Genomic DNA, 22,962 nt, shown 5'->3' with positions numbered 1-22,962 from the left:
ATGTTCAAGAAGGTTCTGATTGCCAACCGGGGCGAAATCGCCGTCCGGATCATCAAGACATTGCGGCGTCTGGGCATTGCCTCCGTCGCCGTCTATTCCGATGCCGACCGGTTTGCGCTGCATGTGCGGCTGGCTAATGAAGCCATCCGCCTTGGCCCAGCCCAAGCAAGCGAAAGCTATCTGAATGTCGAGGCGGTGATTGCCGCCTGCAAGGCGACGGGGGCTGAAGCCGTCCATCCCGGCTATGGCTTTCTCTCGGAAAATATCGGCTTTGCCGAGCGGCTACAGGCCGAAGGCATCGCCTTTATCGGCCCGACGCCGGAGAATATCGCCAGTTTTGGCCTCAAACACACGGCAAGGCAACTGGCGGCAGACAGTGGCGTACCACTGCTGCCCGGCAGCGGCTTGCTGAACAGCGCCGAAGACGCGCTTTCGGCAGCTAGCTTGATCGGCTATCCGGTAATGCTAAAATCCACCGCAGGCGGCGGCGGTATCGGCATGCAGCTCTGCCACGACGCCGCAGGCCTGCAAGCGGCCTTCGACACGGTCCAGCGCACCGCCAAGGCCAGTTTCGGCGATGCACGGGTCTATCTGGAACGCTTTGTTTCCAAGGCCCGGCATGTCGAAGTACAGATCTTTGGCGATGGACAGGGCCGGGTCATCGCGCTTGGTGAGCGGGATTGCTCTCTCCAGCGCCGCAACCAGAAAGTCATCGAGGAAACTCCGGCCCCCGGCCTGTCGGGCGCGGTGCGCCAGCGCCTGCATGAGGCGGCCGTCTCGCTTGGCCGGTCTGTCCATTACCGCTCGGCAGGCACGGTGGAATTCATCTACGATCCCGCCCGCCAGGAGTTCTACTTCCTGGAGGTTAACACGCGGCTTCAGGTGGAGCATCCTGTCACCGAGGCGGTGTTTGGTATCGATCTGGTGGAATGGATGATCCGCCAAGCCGCCGATGAGGATGTGCTGACCGGCAATGAAAATCTGGTGCCGAAGGGTGCTGCCATTGAGGCCCGGATTTATGCCGAAATGCCCCATGCCGATTTTCGCCCCAGCGCGGGGCTGCTGACGGAGGTGGTGTTTGCGAAAACGGCCCGTGTCGATGGCTGGATCGAGACAGGCACAGAGGTGACGCCCTATTACGACCCGATGCTGGCCAAGCTGATCGTAACAGGCAAGGACCGTGACGCGGCGATTGCCGCGTTGCAATCGGCGCTATCTGCAACGTCCATTTCCGGCATCGAGACCAATCTCGTTTATCTCAGCGCTATCGCTGCCTCTGATCTGTTTTTAAGCGGTGATGTGGCAACCACGGCGCTGAAGGATTTTTCCTTCGTGCCCGATGTGGTCGAGGTCATCGCCCCCGGCGCCCAATCCAGCCTTCAGGAACTTCCGGGGCGTCTAGGGCTTTGGCATGTCGGCGTGCCGCCGAGCGGGCCGATGGATGCCCACTCCTTCCGCCATGCCAACCGGCTGGTCGGCAATGGCGACGATGTGGCGGCGCTGGAGCTGACAGTCTCGGGGCCGGTGCTGAAATTCTTCTCCAATGTCACTGTTGCACTGGCCGGGGCCGAGATGGCAATGACACTGGATGGCGCTCCGGTCGCACATAACACGGCCTTTACTGTCAAACCCGGACAGGTTCTCGCCATTGGAGGGATTTCCGGTCCCGGCCAGCGCGCCTATCTGGCGGTGTCGGGCGGCTTTGCGGCACCTGTCGTGCTTGGATCGCGCGCCACCTTTGGCCTTGGCCAATTCGGCGGCAATGCCACGGGAAACCTTAAGGCTGGCCATGTGCTGCGGCTGGCCCGCCACCCACAACCCGTCGCCACGCCAGCCGAGGAGCCACCGGAGCTGACCCGCGCATGGTCGGTCGGTGTGGTCTATGGCCCGCATGGCGCGCCGGATTTCTTTCTGGACAGCGATATCGAAACGCTGTTTTCCACGGATTACGAGGTGCATTTCAACAGCGCCCGCACCGGGGTCCGGTTGATCGGTCCTGCCCCGACATGGGCGCGGCAGGATGGCGGAGAAGCCGGGCTGCATCCGTCCAACCTGCATGATAATCCCTATGCGATTGGGGCCATCGATTTTACCGGGGATATGCCGATCATTCTCGGCCCTGATGGTCCAAGCCTTGGCGGCTTCGTCTGCCCGGCGGTGATTGCCAGGGATGAACAATGGAAGATGGGACAGTTCAAACCGGGCGATACCATTCGTTTTCATCCTGTGGCGCGAGATGGGGATATTGCGGCGGCTTCAGGAGGCGTCGAGCACGGGATACCCCCCTCTGTCCTGCCGGACATCTCCCCCTCAAGGGGGGAGATTGGCAAGACTAGAAACCTCTCCTTTGACGAGACCGATCAAGATATCTCGGCGGCACCATCCCCGATCTCCCCCCTTGAGGGGGAGATGCCTGGCAAGGCAGAGGGGGGTAAACCACCACCTCCAACGCCAGCTCAAAACCCCCTCCCACCCAAAGCCGGATCACCCATCCTCAGCCACAATTCCAATGGCCCCGTCTCCGTCACCTATCGCCGTCAGGGTGATGACAATTTGCTGGTGGAATATGGCGAGATGCAGCTCGACATCGCCATTCGAATGCGCGTCCACCTGCTGATGCAGGCGGTCAAGGCAGCCAAGCTGCCGGGCTTGATCGACCTCACCCCCGGCATTCGGTCGCTGCAAATCCATTATGATGGCGCCAGCCTATCGCGCGTCCGGCTGCTGGGCCTGCTCAGCGAAATCGAGGCTAGCCTGCCCCCGGTAGAGGATGTGACGGTGCCAAGCCGCACGGTCTATCTGCCGCTCTCCTGGAACGACCCGGAGGCGGAACTGGCGATGCGCAAATACCAGGAACTGGTGCGGCCCAACGCCCCCTGGTGCCCGTCCAATATCGAGTTCATCCGCCGTATCAACGGTCTTGCCGACGAGCAGGCGGTGAAGGATACGATTTTCAACGCCCGCTATCTGGTGATGGGGCTTGGCGATGTCTATCTCGGTGCGCCGGTTGCCACGCCGCTCGATCCGCGCCACCGGCTGGTAACGACGAAATACAACCCGGCCCGCACCTGGACGCCGGAAAATGCCGTTGGCATTGGCGGCGCTTATATGTGCATCTACGGCATGGAAGGTCCAGGTGGCTACCAGCTGTTTGGCCGCACCATCCAGATGTGGAACGCCTGGCGGCAAACGCCGGTCTTTACCCGCAACAAGCCCTGGCTGCTGGATTTCTTTGACCAGATCCGCTTCTTCCCCGTCAGTCACGACGAACTGACAGAGGCCCGCGCCGCCTTCCCGCATGGCGGCTATCCGATCCGTATCGAGGACGGCGCGTTTTCCTATGCAAGCTACGCGGCGGACCTGGCTGAAAATGCCGAAAGCATCGGCACCTTCAAGCGTCAACAACAGGCAGCCTTCGAGGCGGAACGCCAGCGCTGGAAGGACCAAGGCCTCGACAGCTTCACCGCCGATGAGGACGCAAGCCCCAGTGCTGGCGGCGATATTCCAGACAATTGCTTCGGCGTGGAAAGCGCCGTGCCCGGCAATCTCTGGAAAGTGCTGGTGGAGGAAGGACAGTCCGTTGCCGCCGGAGAGACGATTGCCATCATTGAATCGATGAAGATGGAGATCACGATGACGGCCCATGCACCCGGCATCCTGCGGGAATTGCGCGTCGCACCAGGAAAGACGATCAAAGCGGGCGACGTGATCGCCGTCCTGCAAAATGTCTGAAATAGCCTGCCACAACGCGACAATGACCGGATATCTGGAATGAAATTTCATTTATCCGGTCAAATTTTCTACTAAAAAACCAGAGAATAGATGGAGCTTTCTCGTCCTCGGCCAGATTCGGATCGATAATCGGCAATATCGGAGCATGATCGACGCGGGATCGGCACGCTCGGATGTTTCGACAGCGCCCGATGTCCCTAAAGTGCCCGATGTCCCCGAAGTGACGGAAAGGATCAGCCATGCCAAGCCAGACCTGTAGCATCGATACACTTGTTGTACCGGGACTGAACGGTTCAGCCGCCGGGCATTGGCAGCAGCATTGGGTCGAAGACCAGCCCTCCAGCATCATGGTTGAACAGGACGATTGGGCTCATCCTGAGCTTGGCGCCTGGAAAGCCCGGCTGGAACAGCAGCTTGCCTCGTGTAGGACCGGTGCGTGGATCGTCGCCCATAGCATGGGCTGCCTTCTGACCGCCCAAATGGCCGATAGTCCGCTTCGCCATTTGATCCGTGGCGCGCTGCTTGTCGCACCCTGCGACCTGAAAACCACCGAGAACCAACATCCCGATGTCATCCGCTTCGGTGACATGCCTTGCCAGCACCTGCCCTTTCCCTCATTGATGATCGGCAGCAGCAACGATCCCTATATGGATAGTGACACCGTGCAGCGCACCGCGTCCTGCTGGGGCAGTCGGCTGGTCAATCTCGGCGCCGTGGGCCATATCAACCCGCAAAGCGGGTTCGGCCGGTGGAGCGGAGGCTATGCTCTGCTATCGCAATTGCAAACCACCGTTGAGGGCCGCCGCGCCATCCAGCCAACAATTCCTGCGAGACCGGCACAGACAGCCGCAGCTGAGCCACACATGCATTCTCACGCCTGAACATACATACAATTTTTTTCAACCTGCCTTTACAAGCCGAGCCTTGATTAAGGCCTCGCCTCATGATCATCATCGGAAAACCTGGATATTCCGATGACGACTGTCTCCGCCAATCTTTCCAATCCGTTGCGTGGCATGGCGCTGATGGCCGGCTGCATGCTTGTGCTGCCGGGCATGGACGCGATTGCCAAATACATGGCCAATATCGAAGGCATGTCGCCGGGGCAGATTACCTTTTACCGTTTCTTCTTTCAGCTTGCCTGCACCCTGCCCTTTCTCATCGCATTACAAGGCAGCAAAGCCTTTACGGCCAAGCGACCGTTTCTCAACCTGCTGCGGGGCGCGTTGCATGGCGCGGCAAGCCTGTGTTTTTTCGCCGCCGTCAAATATATGCCGCTCGCCGATGTGTTCGCGATCTATTTCGTCGAGCCGTTCATCCTGACAGCGCTATCGGCGCTGTTTCTGGGCGACAAGGTCGGTTGGCGGCGCTGGCTTGCCATTCTGATCGGCTTTGGCGGCGCGATGATCGTCATCCAACCCAGCTGGGAAATTTTCGGGGCGACCTCGCTTCTGCCGGTGCTCTGCGCCTTCCTATTTGCCCTCTACATGTTTCTCAATCGCGCCATCGGTAATGCCGATTCGCCGATGACCATGCAGACCATGTCGGGCGTCGGTGGCACAATATTCATGGGTGGCGCGATCCTGATCGGTCAATCCGCAGGCAGTGCCGATTTCACACCGTCGCTCCCAGCCAGCATGACCGGTCTGCTGCTGCTGGTTCTGCTCGGTGTTCTCTCAGGCCATATACACCTTCTCGTGGTGAAGGCCTTCCGCATGGCACCGCTTTCCGTACTCGCGCCGTTCCAGTATTTCGAGATCATTGCGGCGACCATTCTCGGCTATGTGCTGTTTGATGATTTTCCGTCGCCGTCGAAATGGCTGGGCATCGGCATCATCGTCGCCTCCGGCCTGTTCATTCTATGGCGTGAACACCGCAACGCCTCTGCCGATAAGGCTCTGGCCGCGACCTGAATACACCCAAAAATGAGCAAATTCATATTCAGTGTTTTGAGCGGAGAAACCCGGGCATTTTGAGTGGGTATCCGCAGCGCAGCGCATATAACGTCTCGTTTCAGCTCATTGTAACCTTTTGTAAACTCCGTTCGTTATGGCGAAAGAAAGAATTGGCATTTAGATCAATCTACGGTTTCATGATGAAACGGGGTTTCGACTATGAGGGAATTTCGTCTCTCGTTTCCGGCATGTGTTATCGCCGGAAAACAGAGATTGGACCACCATGACGTGGTTCTTCTCAAGACATACGGCCTGCCGCATGGGGTTTGCACCCATGAAGATGCGATGACGCTTCTCGTGCTGAACGGATGCTGTCCCGATAAATGCGCTGAATGGCAGAGCTATTTTATCGATTCCATGGCGTGCTACATTTTGCGCAAACAGCCACCGGAAAACCGTATGGACCGGTATAAACTGCAATGGCTGATCCGCACCTTCACCACCGATGGCAAGGCAAACTCGCCAATCGAACAGCGGCTTTTGCAACAAATTTCCATGATGATGGCAGATTTGCAGAGTGAGCCTATTCAGACACCGGACCTGGAGAGTGTCCCTGAAAAGACGGTCGTGGGCAGCGTTCATCCATTGAAAAGACATGGAAGAGACCTGCACAGCCGTTTTCCAAACCGCGACTACAGAGATAAAAAGGCTTTGCCTGTTCAACAGCGCAAAAAACGATTTGCGCTGGGCTGAGTTTTGAGAAAAACCCCTTCCGGATCTTGAGGCTTTGCGCAAGTCAGTGCAAAACTCCGCCGACAAGAAACCAAGGGAGATCTCTTAATGGATGTTCGTGCCGCCGTTGCCACTCAGGCAGGCAAGCCGCTTGAAATCATGACCGTGCAGTTGGACGGCCCGAAGGCTGGCGAAGTGCTGGTTGAAGTCAAGGCTACAGGCATCTGCCATACCGATGATTTCACCTTGTCCGGCGCCGATCCCGAAGGCCTGTTTCCAGCCATTCTTGGCCATGAAGGGGCTGGCATCGTGGTGGATGTCGGGCCGGGCGTCACCTCGCTGAAAAAAGGCGATCACGTCATTCCGCTTTACACGCCTGAATGCCGCGAATGCTATTCCTGCCTGTCGCGCAAGACCAATCTGTGCACCGCCATCCGCTCCACCCAGGGCCAGGGTGTCATGCCGGATGGTACTTCGCGCTTTTCCATCGGCAAGGACAAGATCCATCATTACATGGGCTGCTCGACCTTCGCCAATTTCACCGTCCTGCCGGAAATCGCGCTCGCCAAGGTTAACCCAGACGCGCCTTTCGACAAGATCTGCTATATCGGCTGCGGCGTCACGACAGGCATCGGTGCGGTGATCAATACCGCCAAGGTCGAGATCGGCGCGACCGCCATCGTCTTTGGCCTGGGCGGCATCGGTCTCAACGTGCTGCAGGGCCTGCGGCTTGCTGGCGCCGACATGATCATTGGTGTCGATATCAACAATGACCGCAAGGCCTGGGGCGAAAAATTCGGCATGACGCATTTCGTCAATCCGACCGAAGTCGATGGCGACATCGTGGCCTATCTGGTCAACCTGACGAAGCGCAATGGCGACCTGATCGGTGGTGCCGATTACACATTCGACTGCACCGGCAATACCAAAGTGATGCGCCAGGCGCTGGAATCCTCACATCGCGGCTGGGGCAAGTCCGTAATCATCGGCGTTGCGGGCGCGGGTCAGGAAATCTCCACCCGTCCGTTCCAGCTGGTCACCGGCCGCAACTGGATGGGCACCGCCTTTGGCGGCGCGCGTGGGCGTACCGACGTGCCGAAGATTGTCGAATGGTACATGGAGGGCAAGATCCTGATCGACCCTATGATCACCCACACCATGCCGCTTGAGGACATCAACAAGGGCTTCGAGCTGATGCATTCCGGCGAAAGCATCCGCAGCGTGGTTCTGTATTGATGGCAAATATGCCTTACCGGGTCGATGTGCGGAGATTGGATGCATTCTCCGCACGAGACCTTTACGATCTTCTGAAAATGCGCGTCGATGTCTTTGTCGTCGAGCAGAAATGCGCCTATCCAGAGCTTGATGGCAAGGACATCGACGCCCTACATCTGCGGCTGGTGGACGGCGACGATCTCATCGCAAGCGCCCGAATTTTAGCCTCCGACGCGCCTTCGTCCGCGGTCAAGATCGGGCGCGTTGTCGTCTCGCCCTCCCATCGCGGCAAGCGGCTTGGCGATGCCTTGATGCGCGAAGCCATTGCGGCCTGCGAACACCGTTTTCCCTCAAGTCCGATAGAGCTTTCCGCGCAAAGCCATCTGCAACTTTTCTATCAGTCGTTTGGTTTTCTCCCGGTCTCGGCGGACTACCTGGAGGACGGCATTGCCCATGTCGACATGGTTCGTGCCGTCTCCATCGGAAGGGCCTGAAACCAATGATCTATGTGGATGCCGACGCCTGCCCGGTTAAAGCAGAGGTGTTGAAAGTGGCCGAACGCCACGATCAGCCGGTGACTTTCGTTGCCAATTCCGGCCTGCGTCCTTCTCGCGATCCGATGGTCAAGAATGTTATCGTCTCCAATGGTTTCGATGCCGCCGACGACTGGATCGCCGAGCGGGCCGGCCCAGGCGACATTGTCATCACCGCCGACGTGCCTCTGGCCGGGCGCTGTGTGGCGACGGGTGCTTTCGTTACCGGGCCGACCGGACGGATGTTTGATGAGACCAATATCGGCATGGCAACCGCCATGCGCGATCTCGGCGCCCATTTGCGTGAGACCGGCGAAAGCAAAGGCTATAACCGCGCCTTCAGCCCCCGCGACCGCTCGCAGTTTCTGGAAACACTGGACCGGCTTTGCCGCCGCTGCAAATCCCTCCGTCAGGACACGCCCCCATTATGACCCCCAAGAAAAAGCCTCGTTTCTACGCATTGAGACGCCATAGGCACAGCCCCTTCTATGGGTCCAGCCTGCTCGGCCTTTTGACTTTGCCGGTCTTTCTATGGATCAAGCCCGCCTTGGCCGTCGAGTCCTCGGCCATCGTGTTTTTCGTGCTCTATATCGCGTTGATGATCAAACGTATCCCCGGCATCACCGCCGAACGCCTGAAAACCAGCCCGCAACGCGACGATGCCCCGACCATTGTCATCCCGCTGGTCAGCCTGCTGGCGGTGGTTGCTGCGGTGGCGGCGCTGTTCAACGCCTTGAACCGGGCCGGTTCGCCCAGCCTGCTGGAAGTGTCGCTGGCGTTTGTGTCGGTCATCAGCGGCTGGTTCACCATTCACACGATGTTTGCCATGCATTACGCCCATGACTATTGGCGTCATCTGACCAGCACTCCCGACCCAGGCCCTTCCGGCGGCCTGGACTTTCCCGACACCCCTGAGCCGGGCGGCTATGAGTTTCTGTATTTCGCCTTCGTCATCGGCATGACCGCCCAGACATCCGATGTCGCCATCACCACCACGGCCATGCGGCGCATCAATCTCGCCCATTCCATCGTGTCGTTCTTCTTCAACACAATCCTGGTCGCGGCAGCCGTCAACGCCGTCGTTTCGATAGCCAATTGATCAGCAGGAGCCAAGTTTCATGAATATCCTGTCGCAAAACACCGCCTTTGGCGGCATGCAGGGCGTGTTTTCGCACCAGTCCGATGTCACCGGCTGCGAAATGACCTTCGCGGTCTTCGTGCCACCCCAGGCGATCACTGAAAAGCGCCCGGTGCTCTGGTATCTGTCCGGCCTGACCTGCACCCATGCGAATGTGATGGAAAAGGGTGAGTACCGCCGGCTGGCCGCCGAACTCGGCCTGATCGTCGTCTGCCCAGACACCAGCCCGCGCGGCAATGACGTGCCGGATGAGTTGACCAACTGGAAGATGGGCAAGGGCGCGGCTATGTATCTGAATGCCACCGAAACGCCCTGGGCCGAACATTTCAAGATGTACAGCTACATCACCGAGGAATTGCCTGCGCTGATTGCCGAACAGTTCCGCGCTGACATGAGCCGCCAGGGCATTTTCGGCCATTCGATGGGCGGCCATGGCGCATTGACCATCGCGCTGAAACATCCCGACCGCTTCAAGAGCTGCTCTGCGTTCGCCCCCATTGTCAGCCCGCTGAAAGCCGACTGGACGCAGGACGCTTTCGAGAAATATCTCGGCCCCGACCGTTCCCTCTGGCGACAATACGACGCCTGCGCCCTGATCGAGGACGGAGCGCGCTTTCCGGAATTCCTGGTGGACCAGGGCAAGGCCGACAGTTTCCTGGAAACCGGTCTACAGCCCTGGCTGCTGGAAGAGGCGGTGAAAAACACCGATATCGGCCTGACGCTGCGGCTGCACGAGCGCTACGACCATTCCTATTATTTCATCTCGACATTCATGGATGATCACCTGCGCTGGCATGGCGAGCGGCTGGACTAACGCTATATAATGCTGGACTAACGCTATATAATGGAGCGGGTCTTCAAAAGATCCAGCACGATCTTCGCCCCCGCCTCTCCGGCGGGGATTTCCGTCTGCATTTTCTGCCAGACCAGATCGAAACCCTCGGTCATCGCTTGCCGCTCCCGCGTGTGCGAGGATAGACGCTCCATCCAGCGGGCCAGCGAAGCGCCGCGCAATTGCTCGTTCAGATATTCTGGCACCACGACATAATCAGCAATGATACTCGGCAAGGCACCGGTCCAGGTCTTGATCCGGCTGTGCAGCAGCTTGATCAGCCAATCGGTCTTATAGGTAGAGACAACAGGCACACCAGCCAGGCAAAGCTCCAGCAGCACCGTACCCGAGGCAGCAATCGCTGCATCCGCTTCGGCAAAGGCCCGCCACTTGGCATCCTCCCCAACAACCACGTCAGGCTTTTCCTCCCAGTTGGCGATAGCCTCACGCACCTGGCGCTCCCGCCTTGGCACGGTCGGCAGCACAAACCGCGTTGGCCCGTTGCGCTCAACAAAAATCCGGGCTGCATCGCGAAAAACCGGCGTCAGGGCCGAGATTTCCGCGCCACGCGATCCCGGCAGCAGCATGATGGTTTTCGGCTCCTCTGCGGCGGGAAGCGGACGCAGCAGCCGGTCTGCCCGACAGGCCAGCATGGCCGGGCTGGTGACCAGTCGATGACCAACAAAATGCGTTTCCGGCCCGCCAAGCTGCTGCATCACGGCTGGCTCGAACGGCAGGACGGCCAGAACGGTATCGACATAGGCCAGCATGGCCTTGGCCCGATATTCCTTCCACGCCCAGACGCTCGGGCAGACATAATGGACCACCGGCATGGTCGGGTAGGCCGCCCTCACCTTTTTTGCAACGCGATGGGTAAAATCCGGGCTGTCGACGATCAGCAGCAGATCTGGCTTGGCTGAGACAATCGCTTTGGCGGTCGTGCCGATCAACCTCAGGAAACGCGGCAGCTTTGCCAAGACCTGGGTAATGCCCATGACCGACAATTCCGAAAAATCAAACAGCGAGGTCAGACCCTGCGCCTCCAGAGCCGGTCCACCGACGCCGATCAGCGTGATTTCCCCGTCATAGCGCTGCTTCAGCGCCGCAATCAGATCCGCACCCAGCAAATCGCCGGAGACTTCGCCAGCAATGACTGCGATCTTCAGGGGCCGGTTTTCCATGCTTCACTTCCCTCAGTCGACTTCATTGAGGCGTTGTCTCACCTTAGCTTAACCGGGCTTCGCCCTCACCCTTTATTCAATCGGGCTTAACCCTCACTCTTGATTCAATCGGGCTTCGCCCTCAGGTTCTAATTCAATACCGGAGATAAAAATACCCGCCGCATCTGCCTGTCTCAAGGTTTCCTGGCGTTGCAAAAGCAGCGCGCGCCCGGCCTGGACCGCGATGCCGGAAAGCCCGGCACGGGCAGCATTTTCGATGGTCGATTGCCCGATGGTCGGCAGGTCGGCGCGAATATCCTGCTGCGGTTTGCACAGCTTGACCAGCACGCCGCGCCGCCGCGATGAAATCCGCCCTTCGGCGCGAAGTTCGGCAACGCGCTGTAACATCCGGTCCGTTCCTTCAACCCCTTCAAGAGCAACGATACGCCCCCCAACGCTAACGGCTCCCTGCCCGACATCCAGCCGGCCCAACGCATCGGCGGCTTTGGCGGCAGCGGCAATGTCGCGCCTGTCATCATCCGTCGGTCTGGACGCACCGAGCGGCCCAAGCTCTGCCAGCAATTGAGGCGCAATTTCATGCGCGCCCACCACCCGGCAACCCTGCGACTCGATCAGTTGAATGACCATTTTCAGCACAGCGTCATCGCCACCCGATAACAGGGTTTTTACCGCAAAAGGCAGCTTCACCAAAAAGCGAAGATTAACGTGGATCTCTTTGAAATTCGGACGCTTTTTAACGCCTCCAGACATCACCACCCGTTTGATGCCATGTCGCTTAATCAGGCTCGACAAGCCCGCCATATCGCCGACCCCGATCACGGAGGACTGGAAACCCTCCCAGCGCTGGTCCGCCTCGTTTTTCAGCGGCAGGATGAACGGATCTTCACCCGCCGCCCGCGCTGCTTCGGCGACATAGACCGGCAGCATACCGCTGCCGGCAATGATGGCGAGACGCCCCTGCGGGCCGCTCATCCCTCAGCTCTTGCCACGAAATGGCGACGAAAGCGCCCGGTCGCTTTCGGCAACAATGAAATCCAGGATTTCAATGACCTCGGCGCAATCGGCAAACTCTTCGCGAATGGCCGCAGCCTTTTCACGAATAGCACCTTCTTCATCGAACAATGCCTTATAGGCCTTACGGACGCGGTGAATGGTTGCGCGTTCCACTCCGGCCCTGGTCATGCCGACCACATTCAATCCACCCAGCAGACCGGGATTGCCATTCAGCATGCCGTAGGGAATGACATCGTAGCTGCACGCCGTCAGCCCGCCGATAAAGGCCTGCCGTCCGATACGCGTGAACTGGTGAACGGCGCAACCGCCGCCGAGGATGGCCCGGTCGCCGATTTTGACATGGCCAGCCAACATCACGTTGTTGGACAGAATGATATGATTGCCGAGCTGACAATCATGCGCCACATGGGAATTGGCCAGGAACAAATTATTGTTGCCGACCACCGTGTGGCCGCCGCCTTCCACCGTGCCGCAATTGATCGTCACGCCTTCACGCATCGTGCAATTATCGCCGATGGTCAAGGTTGTCTCTTCGCCTGCATGATGGATGCTCTGCGGCTCACCGCCGATGACCGCATTGGGAAATATCCGGCTATTCTTGCCGACAATGGTCTTTCCCGTCAGCACCACATGCGACATGAACTCAGCACCATCGCCCAACACGACCTTGGGACCGACATGGCAGAACGGTCCTATCGTGACATTTTCCCCGATCACCGCGCCATCTTCGATGACACTGGAGGGATGAATGCGGGCACTGGCTGGAATAACAGTCATTGGGCTTCCTTATTGACGATCATTGCCCCGATATCGGCTTCTGCCACAAGCGCGCCATCCACCTTGGCATCGCAGTGGAACTTCCACACATTACCGCGCTGTTTCTGCTTGGTGACGTGGAACTCTACACGGTCGCCCGGCACAACAGGCTTGCGGAACCTGGCATTGTCGATCGTCATGAAATACACAAGATCGCCAGCCGTTCCGGCCTTGCGGGCACAGATCGCCCCTGCCGTCTGCGCCATGCCTTCGATCAGCAGCACCCCTGGCATGATCGGCTGTTCGGGAAAATGTCCGGTAAACTGTGGTTCGTTTGCGGTTACATTCTTGATACCGATGGCCGCATTGTCGCCATCGATGTCGATGATGCGATCCACCAGCAGGAAGGGATAGCGATGCGGCAGGAGCTTCATGATCTCCAGAATATCCGCGCGTCCCAACTCTTTCTGCTCAACGGTCATTTCTGCCCCTTTCCAACCTTCGACTTGCCTTCAGACCGTCCCATGATCTGGGCGCAATCCCTGAGAAAATCCCCAAGCGGACGTGCCGGAATACCACCGAATTTCTCGCCCGGCGGAAGATCGCCAATAACACCGCTCATCGCGGCAATCTGAACACCGTCACCTATCTTGATATGGCCGTTAACGCCAGAGCCACCACCAATCAAAACGCCATCGCCAATCACCGTGCTGCCGGCAATGCCAACCTGGGCAACGATGCCGCAATGGCGGCCGATGCGCACGTTGTGAGCGATCTGGACCTGATTGTCGATCTTGGTTCCTTCGCCGATGACAGTGTCATCCATCGTTCCGCGGTCAATCGTCGTATTGGCGCCGATTTCCACATTGTCCTGGATGATCACCCGTCCGATCTGCACGATTTTCACCATGCCGCGCGGGCCTGGCGCATAGCCAAAACCATCCTGGCCGATGCGTGCCCCGTTATGGATGATAACGCCATTGCCGATATAGCTAGCAATAATACTGGTGCCTGCGGCAATCGAACAATCGCGTCCGATCTTGACACCACGGCCAATCACTGCGCCCGCACCGATCAGACTACCAGCGCCGATTTCTACATCCGCACCGATCACCGCCATGGGCTCGACCACAACACCGTCCTCAAGACGGGCCGTCGGATCGACAAAGGCCGCAGGGGAAATGTCGGGAGCGCCCGGCCGGGCCACAGGCAAAGGCTGTTTGCCCTCCGGATGCAGAAACTGCCCTGCGATCGCAAAAGCCGCATGGGGATTTTTGATCAACAAGACCGGAATATGCTCAGGGATCAACGAGCGCAGCGCGGCGTCGCAAAGGATTGCCCCAGCATCACAGGTTTCGAGTTCGGCTTTGTTGCGCCTCGACAGGATATAACAAATATCGCTCGGCTTTGCCCGGTAGACCGGTGCCACCGAACGAATGACGCGGTCGCCCGCCTCATCCTGTAACAGTTCCGCCCCAAGACGGTCCGCCAGTTCTTTCAAACTGACGCCCGCGTGGGGCGGATAAAAAGTTTCATGCTCCATCACACCAATGTCCCAGACGAGTGAGTTTGTCTGAGGTTGGGACTATAGAAATCAGAACTGGTTCGCAATGGAGAATCGGAACTGCTGCACCTTGTCGTAATCTTCCTTGAGGATAGGCTGTGCGTAATCGAAGCGCAGCGGACCAAAAGGAGATGCCCAGACGATACCGGCACCAACAGACGCACGCCAAGCCATGTCTGTGCCCTGTGCACCAGCGCTGTTCTTCACTTCATTGCCGTAAAGCGTACCAGCATCCGAGAAGACAGCGATACGGAAGCCTGCATCCTGCGGAACGCCCGGAATAGGCATGCTCGCTTCAGCAGAGGCGGTGAAGTAGGTGGTGCCACCCAAGGCGTCATCGTTGCTGTTCGGCATGCGAACACCGATACCATTGTTCTCAAAGCCGCGGATTTCCTTACCGCCGATCTGGAACTGGTCGAAGACATTCAGGTTGTCACCTGTAGCCATAACATGCCCGGCGCCGGCAGAAAGCGATCCGATAATATCATGTTCGTCCGACAGGCTCTTGAAGATACGGGCCTTACCATAGACCTTGTAGTAATCGGAATCGCCACCGAGACCGGCAAACTCTTGGGTGAACGTCGCATAAATACCTTCATGCGGCAGATTTTTATCGTCCAGCGTATTATAGGTCAAGGTTTGCGAAACCGAAGACACAACCCAAGGGCTGCCGTTGATCAGATCCTTATAAGGCTCCGAAAGCGCAGTTCTCCAGGCATCGACGCCCTCATACTTGATCTGCTTGTAGGTATAGCGGAACGTCGTTGCCAGATTTTCGGTAATCGGCGCCGTAACGCGCAGGGTGCCCCCCTGTTCGCTATAATCGTAATAATCGTTGCTGCTCGTGCTGCTCTTGAACAGGTCAAAACCGACAGCCAGGCGATAGCCGAGGAAGTAGGGCTCGGTAAACGACAGATTGTAGGTCTGGCTGTCGTCCGTACCGGCACCAGCCGCAATACGGATATACTGACCGCGACCGAGGAAGTTCTTTTCTTCCACCGAAGCTTCCAGGATCAGGCCATCGCCACCAACGGAATAGCCAGCGCCGATACCGAAGGAGCCAGTCGACTGATCTTCGACATTGACGACGATGATGACGCGGTCAGGCGAACTGCCCTGAGCCGTCGTGATATTGACCGAACTGAAATAGCCCAACGCTTCAAGACGACGCTTGGCGCGGGTAATGACTTCCTGGTTGAAAGCATCGCCTTCGCTGATGTCGAATTCGCGACGGATAACGTAATCGCGTGTCCGGGTATTGCCCTTGACCTCGATACGCTCGACATAGGCGCGCTCGCCCTGATCGACCATATAGGTGACGCCGATCGTGCCATTGCCCATATCGCGATTGCCGCGCGGAACGACGCGGGCAAAAGGATAGCCCTTGGCAGAGACGCGCTGGGAAATTGCTTCCATCGACTTCTGGATTTCGCGAGCGCTGTAGACGCCGCCCGAAGACGTCGTCACAAGACCCTTCAACTCAGCAGGGTCAACGCCTTCCACAGAGCTTTCGACATTGATGTCGGAGAATTTGTAACGCTGACCTTCGTCAACCGTGATGTTCACAGTGTATTCGTTGGTCTGCTCGTTAAGCGATGCATCCGCAGAAATGATCCGGAAATCGGCATAACCGTGATTGTAGTAGAACTGACGCAGTGCTTCCTCGTCAGCCTTCAACTTGTCGTCGTTATAGACATCCTTACGGGTCAGGAACGACAGAGGATTGGACTTCTTGGTGCTGATAACAGCTGCAAGACGGCTATCGCCATAGGCGTGATTGCCGACGAAGTTGATGGCACCGATCTTGGTACGGTCACCTTCGTTGACGACAAAGGCGAGATTAACGCGACCCTGGCCAACCGGCGAGGTCTGCGTCGTCACTTCAACTTCGCTGCGGCCGATGGCGGCATAGGCCTGCTTGATGCGGGTAATATCGGCCTGGATGAGTTCCTGGCTATAAGGACCGAGCGGCTGCGTCTGAACAACAGTCGACAGCTTGTCGTCTTTTATCTTGCGGTTGCCGTTGAACACGACCTGGTTGACCAACTGGTTCTCGTTGACCGTAACCACCAGCGCGCTGCCGGAAACCGAAATCTTCACATCGGAAAAATAACCGGTGGCGTAAAGACGCTTGACCGAGTCGTCGATGTCGGAATTGGAAAAGGCCTTTCCAGGCTGGATCGTCAAGTTGGAACGAACAGCCTCCGTTCCTACACGCGTCGCACCACGCACATCGATCCGCTGGATCAAGGCCGCATTGGCAACAGAAGCAGATGCCACAACGGCGAGGCCTGCACTTAACGAAACTACACCAGCAGACAGCGCAATCGCTGACACCGCGTTCAAAAATCTTGAACCAGCCTTCATGTGAACTTCTAACCTTTTTTCCGTTGTCCCTCGGTCTTTAAACCGACTCCGGTCCGATGGTGGTTTTAACCGCTTTTGCTCTACAAGCAAGACCAGCGGTTAATTTCCATTTACTTCGTTTCAACACGTGGCGTATTCGCCACTACCAAATTGAAACATCGTAAACAAATCCTTATCATCAACGCAAGAACCCTCCAGGACACTGGCGCGCTCACTGCGAACACGCATCAATGCACTAATCATTTGTTAATGCATCGATTTTTCCAAATTCGGCTCTCGCCTCCTATTGGATCGATACACTAGCCAATCAACCGACTGATGTCGTTCCATGTTGCGAACACCATCAGCGACAGAATCATGACCATTCCCACCTTGAACGCGATTTCCTGCGCACCGGCGCTGACTGGTTTTCCGCGTACTGCCTCTAGCGCATAGAGGATTAAATGGCCACCATCAAGCACCGGAACCGGCATAAGGTTCAGTAACCCAATGGAAACTGACAAAACGGCAGCCAATTGCAGCAAAGCAACGGCACCCAAGGTGGCAACCTGACCGGACGCCTGCGCAACCCTGATAGGTCCCCCCAGCTGATCGGCATTCATCCGACCGGCAAACAGGTTGGCGAGATAATCATAGGTGCCGGTTACGATATTCCAGGTCTGCTCGACGCCAGCACGGACCGAATCGACAAGCCCCAGTTTTTCAACGCGAAAATTGCCGCTGGCCGCCGTCGTCATGATCCCGATCTGGCCGACTTCCATCTTGTTGCCGAAGCGGTCGGTGGTTTCGGTCCGGCGCGGCGTCATCGACAGGTCCAACTGGGACTCACCACGCTTGACCGTGACGACGATTGGCACAAGCGGGCGAACGCTTACATAGCGCACCACATCGTCGAAGGTCTTGACGCTGCTGCCATCGAGCGCCACCAGGGTATCTCCGGGCTGCACACCGGCGTCAGCCGCCGCGCTCGCAGGCTTGACCTCTGCCACGACAGGATCGGAAACGGGCTTTCCATAAAGGCTGAAGGTTACCGAAAAAATTAAAATTGCCAGCAGGAAATTAGCGATTGGCCCGGCGGCAACGGTGGCGGCTCTTTTCCACAATTTTGCGCCATTCAGCGTGCGGGCGCGGTCCTCAGGGCTCAGCGCCTCAAACTCCGCTGTATCGGTCTTGCTGGACGCATCGGCATCACCGAAGAAGCGCACATAACCACCCAGCGGAATGGCGCTCAGCTTCCAGCGCGTACCATGGCGGTCATTGAAGCCAATCAGCTCCGGGCCGAACCCCAGCGAGAATGCGAGAATCTTGATCCCCGACCAGCGCCCAACCAGGTAATGGCCCATCTCATGCACGAAAACGATCAGCGACAGGACCAGGACGAAGGGGATGATATAACCCGTCAGAAAACCGATAACAGCCATAGCACGCCCTTCTCTAAGACCGAGGTTTGACAGGTTCACATTGAACCGGACAGACCACGGATGTCTTTTTGTCGTTTGTCCTCTCGGGAAACCCGGGTTCCACTTTCCTAAGGCAAACTCTCGCTTTACATATGCGCCAGATTGGCACCGCCGTAAAGGATACACATCACCAACGGCAATGACAGAAACCGGACGACAGTCAAACGTTCGTCAGTGACCAGCGAAATCGAACAGCAGTCCGCCAACCGAATCGGTCACTCCGTTGTTGATTGCAGCAACGATCATAGCAATCAGAAATGCCGCGAAGCTTGCGGTCGCCAATCCGTCGACCCGATCCATCACGCCGCCATGGCCGGGAATCAGATGACTGGAATCCTTGGCACCGCAACGGCGCTTGACGAAGGATTCGAACAGATCGCCCATTTGGCTGCAGATGGAAAGCACCAGCGCCAAGACCGGTATCCACCAGCCATAGACCGTGAAATAGGATGCCGTCACCGCATAACCGCCGATGACTGCAGCCACGGTTCCGCCGACGGCGCCCGACCAGGTCTTGCCCGGCGATATGCGAGGCGCCAGCTTCGGGCCACCGAGCGTGCGACCGACGAAATAGGCGAAGATATCCGTGCTCCAGACAATGACGAAGACAAAAAGCATGGCGACAAAGCCGATCGCATCATCATCGCGAATGGCCGCCAAAGTCACGATACAGGCTCCGGCATAAAATACGCCTCCGGCAAGCCACCAGGACCAGCGACGCAGAAATGTAAGGAAAACCAGCGTCAGCGTGAAACCGGAAAGCAAGGGCAGGCTCAAAGAGGTATCGCCCGCCACAACATTGCCGGCAATGACCGCCACCGAAAGCCAGCCGATGGCAAGGCCACGGATGCTGACCTCGCCGAGCCGGGTCATCGTTGACCACTCCCAGAACACGGCAAGGCCGATTAAGGCGGCGAGCCCCCGGAAAGGTAGGCCGCCGGTCCAGGTGGCGGCGAGCACCACTATTACCATGACGATGGAAGACAAGATACGGAGTCTGAGTTCTCTGGTCATGGCCGGCTACGATCCGGCAACCACGGCGGCGGCAGGTGCCAGACCGCCGAACCGCCGATTGCGGGAGGCATAGAGTTCCAAAGTCGCCAGAAAGCTTTCGCGGCTAAAATCGGGCCAATATTCCGGCACGAAGATCAATTCAGAATAGGCGGCCTGCCAGAGCAGGAAATTCGACAGGCGTTCCTCGCCGCTGGTGCGAATGATCAGATCCGGATCGGGTATTCCCGCCGTATCCAATCTAGCGGAAATCGCCTCTGGTGTAATGGCGCTGGCAGGTAAAAGCCCTGCCTGCACATCGCGCACCAGGGCTGAAACCGCCCTGGTCATCTCATCGCGCGCACCATAATTGAAGGCAATCACCATGGTCATGCCGGTATTGGTGCGGGTGGTCTCCTCTGCCTCGATCAGCAGCTTGAGAATATCGCTCTTCAGCGAGCTGCGCTCACCGATGATCCGCACCCGCACGTTATTGGCACGAAGCTCGGCGAGGTCGCGGCGCACGAAAGTCTTGAGCAAACCGAACAGGTCGGTGATCTCGGTTTCCGGCCTGCGCCAGTTTTCGGATGAAAACGCAAACAGGGTCAGATAGCGCACGCCGATTTCGCCCGCCGTGCGAACCACTGTCTGCAGGGCTTCCATTCCCTGCCGATGGCCATAAGCGCGCGGCATGCCGCGCTGATTGGCCCAGCGTCCGTTGCCATCCATAATGATGGCAACGTGCTCGGGAACGGCGGAAATATCCAAAGTCGTCATATCAGGTCCTGCATTGGCGTCGCAGAGAAGGCGAAATGTGCAGATTAGACCTGCATGATTTCCTTTTCCTTTTCAGCAAGCAAGCGATCGATATCGGAAATCGTGTCATCCGTCATCTTTTGCAGCTTTTCCGAAAGGCTTCGCGCATCGTCCTTGCCGATTTCGCCATCCTTTTCAGCCTTCTTCAGGCTGTCCATGCCATCGCGGCGAACATGGCGGATCGCGACTTTCGAGTTTTCGGCATAACCATGCGCCACTTTGACCAGCGACTTGCGGCGCTCTTCGTTCAGTTCCGGCAGCGGAATGCGCAGGTTTTGGCCGTCGACAATCGGGTTGAGGCCAAGATTGGATTCCCGGATTGCCCGGTCGACAGCGCCGACCATGCTCTTGTCCCAGATAGAGACACCCAGCATGCGCGGTTCCGGCACGGTGATATTGGCCACGGTGTTCAGCGCCACGCGCGAACCATAGGCTTCAACCATGACCGGGTCGAGAATATTGGCCGAGGCACGACCGGTGCGCAACGAGGCGAGGTCGCTCTTGAATGCGTTGATCGCGCCATCCATGCGGCGCTTGATATCGTTGAGATCAATACCTGCTGTCATCTTACAGTCTCCGACAATTCTTCAGTGACGCCTTGAAAACGTGAAACGATCCGTCTGTCAATCGGTCCCGGCTGCCATTCGCCTCCGTCAATCGTCATTAACGACTGTTTTCACACCGCCGCCTTGCAGGATGGCGCTGAAGCCACCTTTTTCGTGGATGGAGAAGACGATGATCGGGATCCGGTTTTCCCGCGCCAGGGCAACGGCGGTCACATCCATTACCGCCAGGCCCTTTTCGAGCACTTCAGCATGGGTAATATGGTCGAAACGGGTGGCTGTCGGGTCCTTCTTCGGGTCGGCGGAATAGATGCCATCCACCTGGGTGCCCTTGAAAATCGCCTGCGCACCCATTTCGGCAGCGCGCAGGGCTGCGGCAGAATCGGTGGTGAAGAATGGATTGCCGGTGCCGCCAGCGAAAATCACCACCCTGCCCTGCGACAGATGATGAACCGCGACGCGCTGCGAAAAAGTTTCGCAGATTTCCGGCATGGCAATGGCCGAAAGCACCACGGTGTCGATGTCCAGCTTACGCAGCGACGTTGCCAGCGCCAGAGCGTTGATCACTGTGCCGAGCATGCCCATATGGTCGCCCGTTACCCGGTCGCCGCCCTTGGAGGCGACGGCCACGCCGCGAAAAATATTGCCGCCACCGACCACGACGCCGACTTCGACGCCCATGGCGCGCGCCTCTGCGATATCGCCGGCGATCCGGTCGGCGACCGCGACATCAATGCCGAAGCCCTGGCTGCCCATCAGGGCTTCGCCGGAAGCTTTGAGAAGAACTCGTTGATAAATGGGCTTGGAGGTCATGGTCTCTCCTGGAATTGAACCTGCCGCCTGATGAAACACCCCGGCTTGAAGACCGGCGGACGATGAAACAGAGGCCGCAATGGTGAAAAACGTCACGAAATGTGCCGCAGCGGGCAAGAAGCGCGGGCGCCAGCAATGCCGGATACACGAAGGGCACCGCGTTGTCACGCGATGCCCTGACTTTTCCCATGATTGGAATGTTTTACGGTAAAGAGCGATCAGCCCTTGGCAACAGCCGCCACTTCAGCGGCGAAATCGCTTTCTTCCTTCTCGATGCCTTCACCCAGCAGCAGACGAGCGATGCCGGTGATCTCGATCGGCGCGCCGACATCCTTTTCGGCTTCCTTGAGGGCAGCAGCAACGGTCTGGTCGGGGTTGATGACGAAAGCCTGCGACAGCAGGGCAACGTCTTCAAAGAACTTGCGCATCCGGCCTTCAACCATCTTTTCGATGATGTTTTCAGGCTTGCCCGATTCGCGCGACTGCTCGATGAACACATTGCGCTCGCGTTCGGCAACAGCGGCGTCTACTTCTTCAGCGCGCACGGCCAGCGGGTTGGTGGCGGCAACATGCATGGCGATCTGACGACCGATGGTGTTGAGCGCGTCCTTGTTGCCGGTCGACTTCAGGGCAACCAGCACGCCGAGCTTGCCAAGGCCGTCCGATACAGCGTTGTGAACGTAGGTGGCGACAACGCCGTCTTCAACCTTCAGCTGTGTTGCACGGCGAAGCGCCATGTTCTCACCGATCGTGGCAATCGCATCCTTGATCGAATCAGCAACCGTCTTACCGGTGGCTGCGTAGTTTGCAGCATTGATGGCGTCGACAGTGCCGTCGGTGGAGAGTGCGACGGTGGAAATGCCGCGAACCATGTCCTGGAAGGCATCGTTGCGGGCAACGAAGTCGGTTTCGGAATTCACTTCGACGACAACCGCGGTGGTGCCGGCGCTGGCAATACCGATCAGGCCTTCGGCTGCGGTACGGCCGGACTTCTTGTCGGCCTTGGCAATGCCCTTGGCGCGCAGCCAGTCGATGGATGCTTCCATGTCGCCGCCGTTTTCAGCCAGCGCCTTCTTGCAATCCATCATGCCTGCGCCGGTCTTTTCGCGCAGTTCCTTCACCATTGCAGCAGTGATCTCGGTCATTGTTTGCCTCTTTGTCTGTTCAGGGGCGGGCCAAAGGACAGATGCCTGAAACCGGCGCCCGGATTGGGCACGACTTGTACCCGGAAATGTTACAGCGTGATGAAATCACGTCATCACGCGAGCGGGGAAACCGCAAGGCGGCTCCCGCAAAAGGGAAGCCATTCAAAAGAGCGGGCCGCCGCACAGCCTGACGCTGACGGGCGGCCCATCAATCTT

The 22,962-nt window shown here is 58.0% G+C and carries 21 protein-coding genes; 9 read left to right on the top strand and 12 right to left on the bottom strand.

The features are described from left to right. From V6582_RS18825 to fghA, 9 genes are all read left to right on the top strand, one after another. Positions 1-3,732, top strand: coding sequence for a 5-oxoprolinase/urea amidolyase family protein (locus tag V6582_RS18825; RefSeq protein WP_156630637.1), 3,732 nt, complete (start codon positions 1-3; stop codon positions 3,730-3,732). Between the two features lie 239 nt (positions 3,733-3,971). Then, on the top strand, positions 3,972-4,613 hold the full coding sequence (locus V6582_RS18820) for an RBBP9/YdeN family alpha/beta hydrolase (protein ID WP_156630636.1): 642 nt from the start codon (positions 3,972-3,974) through the stop codon (positions 4,611-4,613). A 93-nt stretch (positions 4,614-4,706) separates the two neighbouring features. After that, on the top strand, positions 4,707-5,645 hold the full coding sequence (locus V6582_RS18815) for a DMT family transporter (RefSeq protein ID WP_156630635.1): 939 nt from the start codon (positions 4,707-4,709) through the stop codon (positions 5,643-5,645). Between the two features lie 255 nt (positions 5,646-5,900). Then, on the top strand, positions 5,901-6,380 hold the full coding sequence (locus V6582_RS18810; protein ID WP_156630634.1) for a hypothetical protein: 480 nt from the start codon (positions 5,901-5,903) through the stop codon (positions 6,378-6,380). 87 nt (positions 6,381-6,467) lie between these two features. Continuing rightward, positions 6,468-7,595: an S-(hydroxymethyl)glutathione dehydrogenase/class III alcohol dehydrogenase gene (locus V6582_RS18805; protein ID WP_156630633.1), complete on the top strand. Its 1,128-nt coding sequence runs from the start codon at positions 6,468-6,470 to the stop codon at positions 7,593-7,595. Then, on the top strand, positions 7,595-8,068 hold the full coding sequence (locus tag V6582_RS18800) for a GNAT family N-acetyltransferase (protein ID WP_156630632.1): 474 nt from the start codon (positions 7,595-7,597) through the stop codon (positions 8,066-8,068). Before V6582_RS18805 ends, V6582_RS18800 begins: the two co-directional genes overlap by 1 nt. A gap of 5 nt (positions 8,069-8,073) precedes the next feature. Further along, positions 8,074-8,538 carry a YaiI/YqxD family protein gene (locus V6582_RS18795; protein WP_156630631.1) on the top strand — a complete coding sequence of 155 codons (465 nt, stop codon included), beginning with the start codon at positions 8,074-8,076 and terminating at the stop codon, positions 8,536-8,538. After that, a complete protein-coding gene (locus tag V6582_RS18790) occupies positions 8,535-9,206 on the top strand; it encodes a DUF1345 domain-containing protein (RefSeq protein ID WP_156630630.1) in 672 nt (223 codons plus the stop codon). Before V6582_RS18795 ends, V6582_RS18790 begins: the two co-directional genes overlap by 4 nt. A gap of 19 nt (positions 9,207-9,225) precedes the next feature. Continuing rightward, positions 9,226-10,059, top strand: coding sequence for an S-formylglutathione hydrolase (gene fghA / locus V6582_RS18785; protein WP_156630629.1), 834 nt, complete (start codon positions 9,226-9,228; stop codon positions 10,057-10,059). Positions 10,060-10,082: 23 nt separating this feature from the next. Here fghA and lpxB read toward each other — a convergent pair whose 3' ends face one another. The 12 genes from lpxB to tsf form a co-directional block, all read right to left on the bottom strand. Beyond that, positions 10,083-11,258 carry a lipid-A-disaccharide synthase gene (gene lpxB, locus V6582_RS18780; protein WP_156630628.1) on the bottom strand — a complete coding sequence of 392 codons (1,176 nt, stop codon included), beginning with the start codon at positions 11,256-11,258 and terminating at the stop codon, positions 10,083-10,085. A gap of 93 nt (positions 11,259-11,351) precedes the next feature. After that, positions 11,352-12,230, bottom strand: coding sequence for an LpxI family protein (locus V6582_RS18775; protein WP_156630627.1), 879 nt, complete (start codon positions 12,228-12,230; stop codon positions 11,352-11,354). Between the two features lie 3 nt (positions 12,231-12,233). Further along, a complete protein-coding gene (gene lpxA, locus V6582_RS18770; RefSeq protein WP_156630626.1) occupies positions 12,234-13,049 on the bottom strand; it encodes an acyl-ACP--UDP-N-acetylglucosamine O-acyltransferase in 816 nt (271 codons plus the stop codon). Then, positions 13,046-13,510 (bottom strand): 3-hydroxyacyl-ACP dehydratase FabZ, encoded by a 465-nt coding sequence (gene fabZ / locus V6582_RS18765; RefSeq protein ID WP_015916223.1) that lies wholly within the window; start codon positions 13,508-13,510, stop codon positions 13,046-13,048. The genes lpxA and fabZ overlap by 4 nt, the downstream gene beginning before the upstream one ends. Continuing rightward, positions 13,507-14,571 (bottom strand): UDP-3-O-(3-hydroxymyristoyl)glucosamine N-acyltransferase, encoded by a 1,065-nt coding sequence (lpxD, locus tag V6582_RS18760; RefSeq protein WP_156630625.1) that lies wholly within the window; start codon positions 14,569-14,571, stop codon positions 13,507-13,509. Before lpxD ends, fabZ begins: the two co-directional genes overlap by 4 nt. Before the next feature lie 51 nt (positions 14,572-14,622). After that, the gene (bamA, locus tag V6582_RS18755) at positions 14,623-16,959 is read right to left on the bottom strand and encodes an outer membrane protein assembly factor BamA (RefSeq protein ID WP_156630624.1); all 2,337 of its coding nucleotides are present in this window, start codon (positions 16,957-16,959) and stop codon (positions 14,623-14,625) included. A 299-nt stretch (positions 16,960-17,258) separates the two neighbouring features. Next, positions 17,259-18,380 carry an RIP metalloprotease RseP gene (gene rseP, locus V6582_RS18750; RefSeq protein ID WP_156630623.1) on the bottom strand — a complete coding sequence of 374 codons (1,122 nt, stop codon included), beginning with the start codon at positions 18,378-18,380 and terminating at the stop codon, positions 17,259-17,261. Positions 18,381-18,590: 210 nt separating this feature from the next. Beyond that, positions 18,591-19,433 carry a phosphatidate cytidylyltransferase gene (locus tag V6582_RS18745; protein WP_156630622.1) on the bottom strand — a complete coding sequence of 281 codons (843 nt, stop codon included), beginning with the start codon at positions 19,431-19,433 and terminating at the stop codon, positions 18,591-18,593. A 6-nt stretch (positions 19,434-19,439) separates the two neighbouring features. After that, positions 19,440-20,186, bottom strand: a complete 747-nt coding sequence (locus V6582_RS18740) for an isoprenyl transferase (RefSeq protein WP_156630621.1) — start codon at positions 20,184-20,186, stop codon at positions 19,440-19,442. 44 nt (positions 20,187-20,230) lie between these two features. Next, entirely contained in the window at positions 20,231-20,791 is a 561-nt protein-coding gene (gene frr / locus V6582_RS18735; RefSeq protein WP_015916229.1) for a ribosome recycling factor, read from the bottom strand. An 87-nt stretch (positions 20,792-20,878) separates the two neighbouring features. After that, positions 20,879-21,601, bottom strand: coding sequence for a UMP kinase (gene pyrH, locus V6582_RS18730; RefSeq protein WP_156630620.1), 723 nt, complete (start codon positions 21,599-21,601; stop codon positions 20,879-20,881). Positions 21,602-21,819: 218 nt separating this feature from the next. Continuing rightward, on the bottom strand, positions 21,820-22,746 hold the full coding sequence (tsf, locus tag V6582_RS18725; protein WP_156630619.1) for a translation elongation factor Ts: 927 nt from the start codon (positions 22,744-22,746) through the stop codon (positions 21,820-21,822). Positions 22,747-22,962 lie beyond the last annotated feature (216 nt).

The organism is Agrobacterium vitis, assembly GCF_037039395.1.
Taxonomy (GTDB): Bacteria; Pseudomonadota; Alphaproteobacteria; order Rhizobiales; family Rhizobiaceae; genus Allorhizobium; species Allorhizobium vitis_E.
Note: the sequence above shows the minus strand (reverse complement) of the source record. Positions and strands in the feature narration are given on the sequence as shown.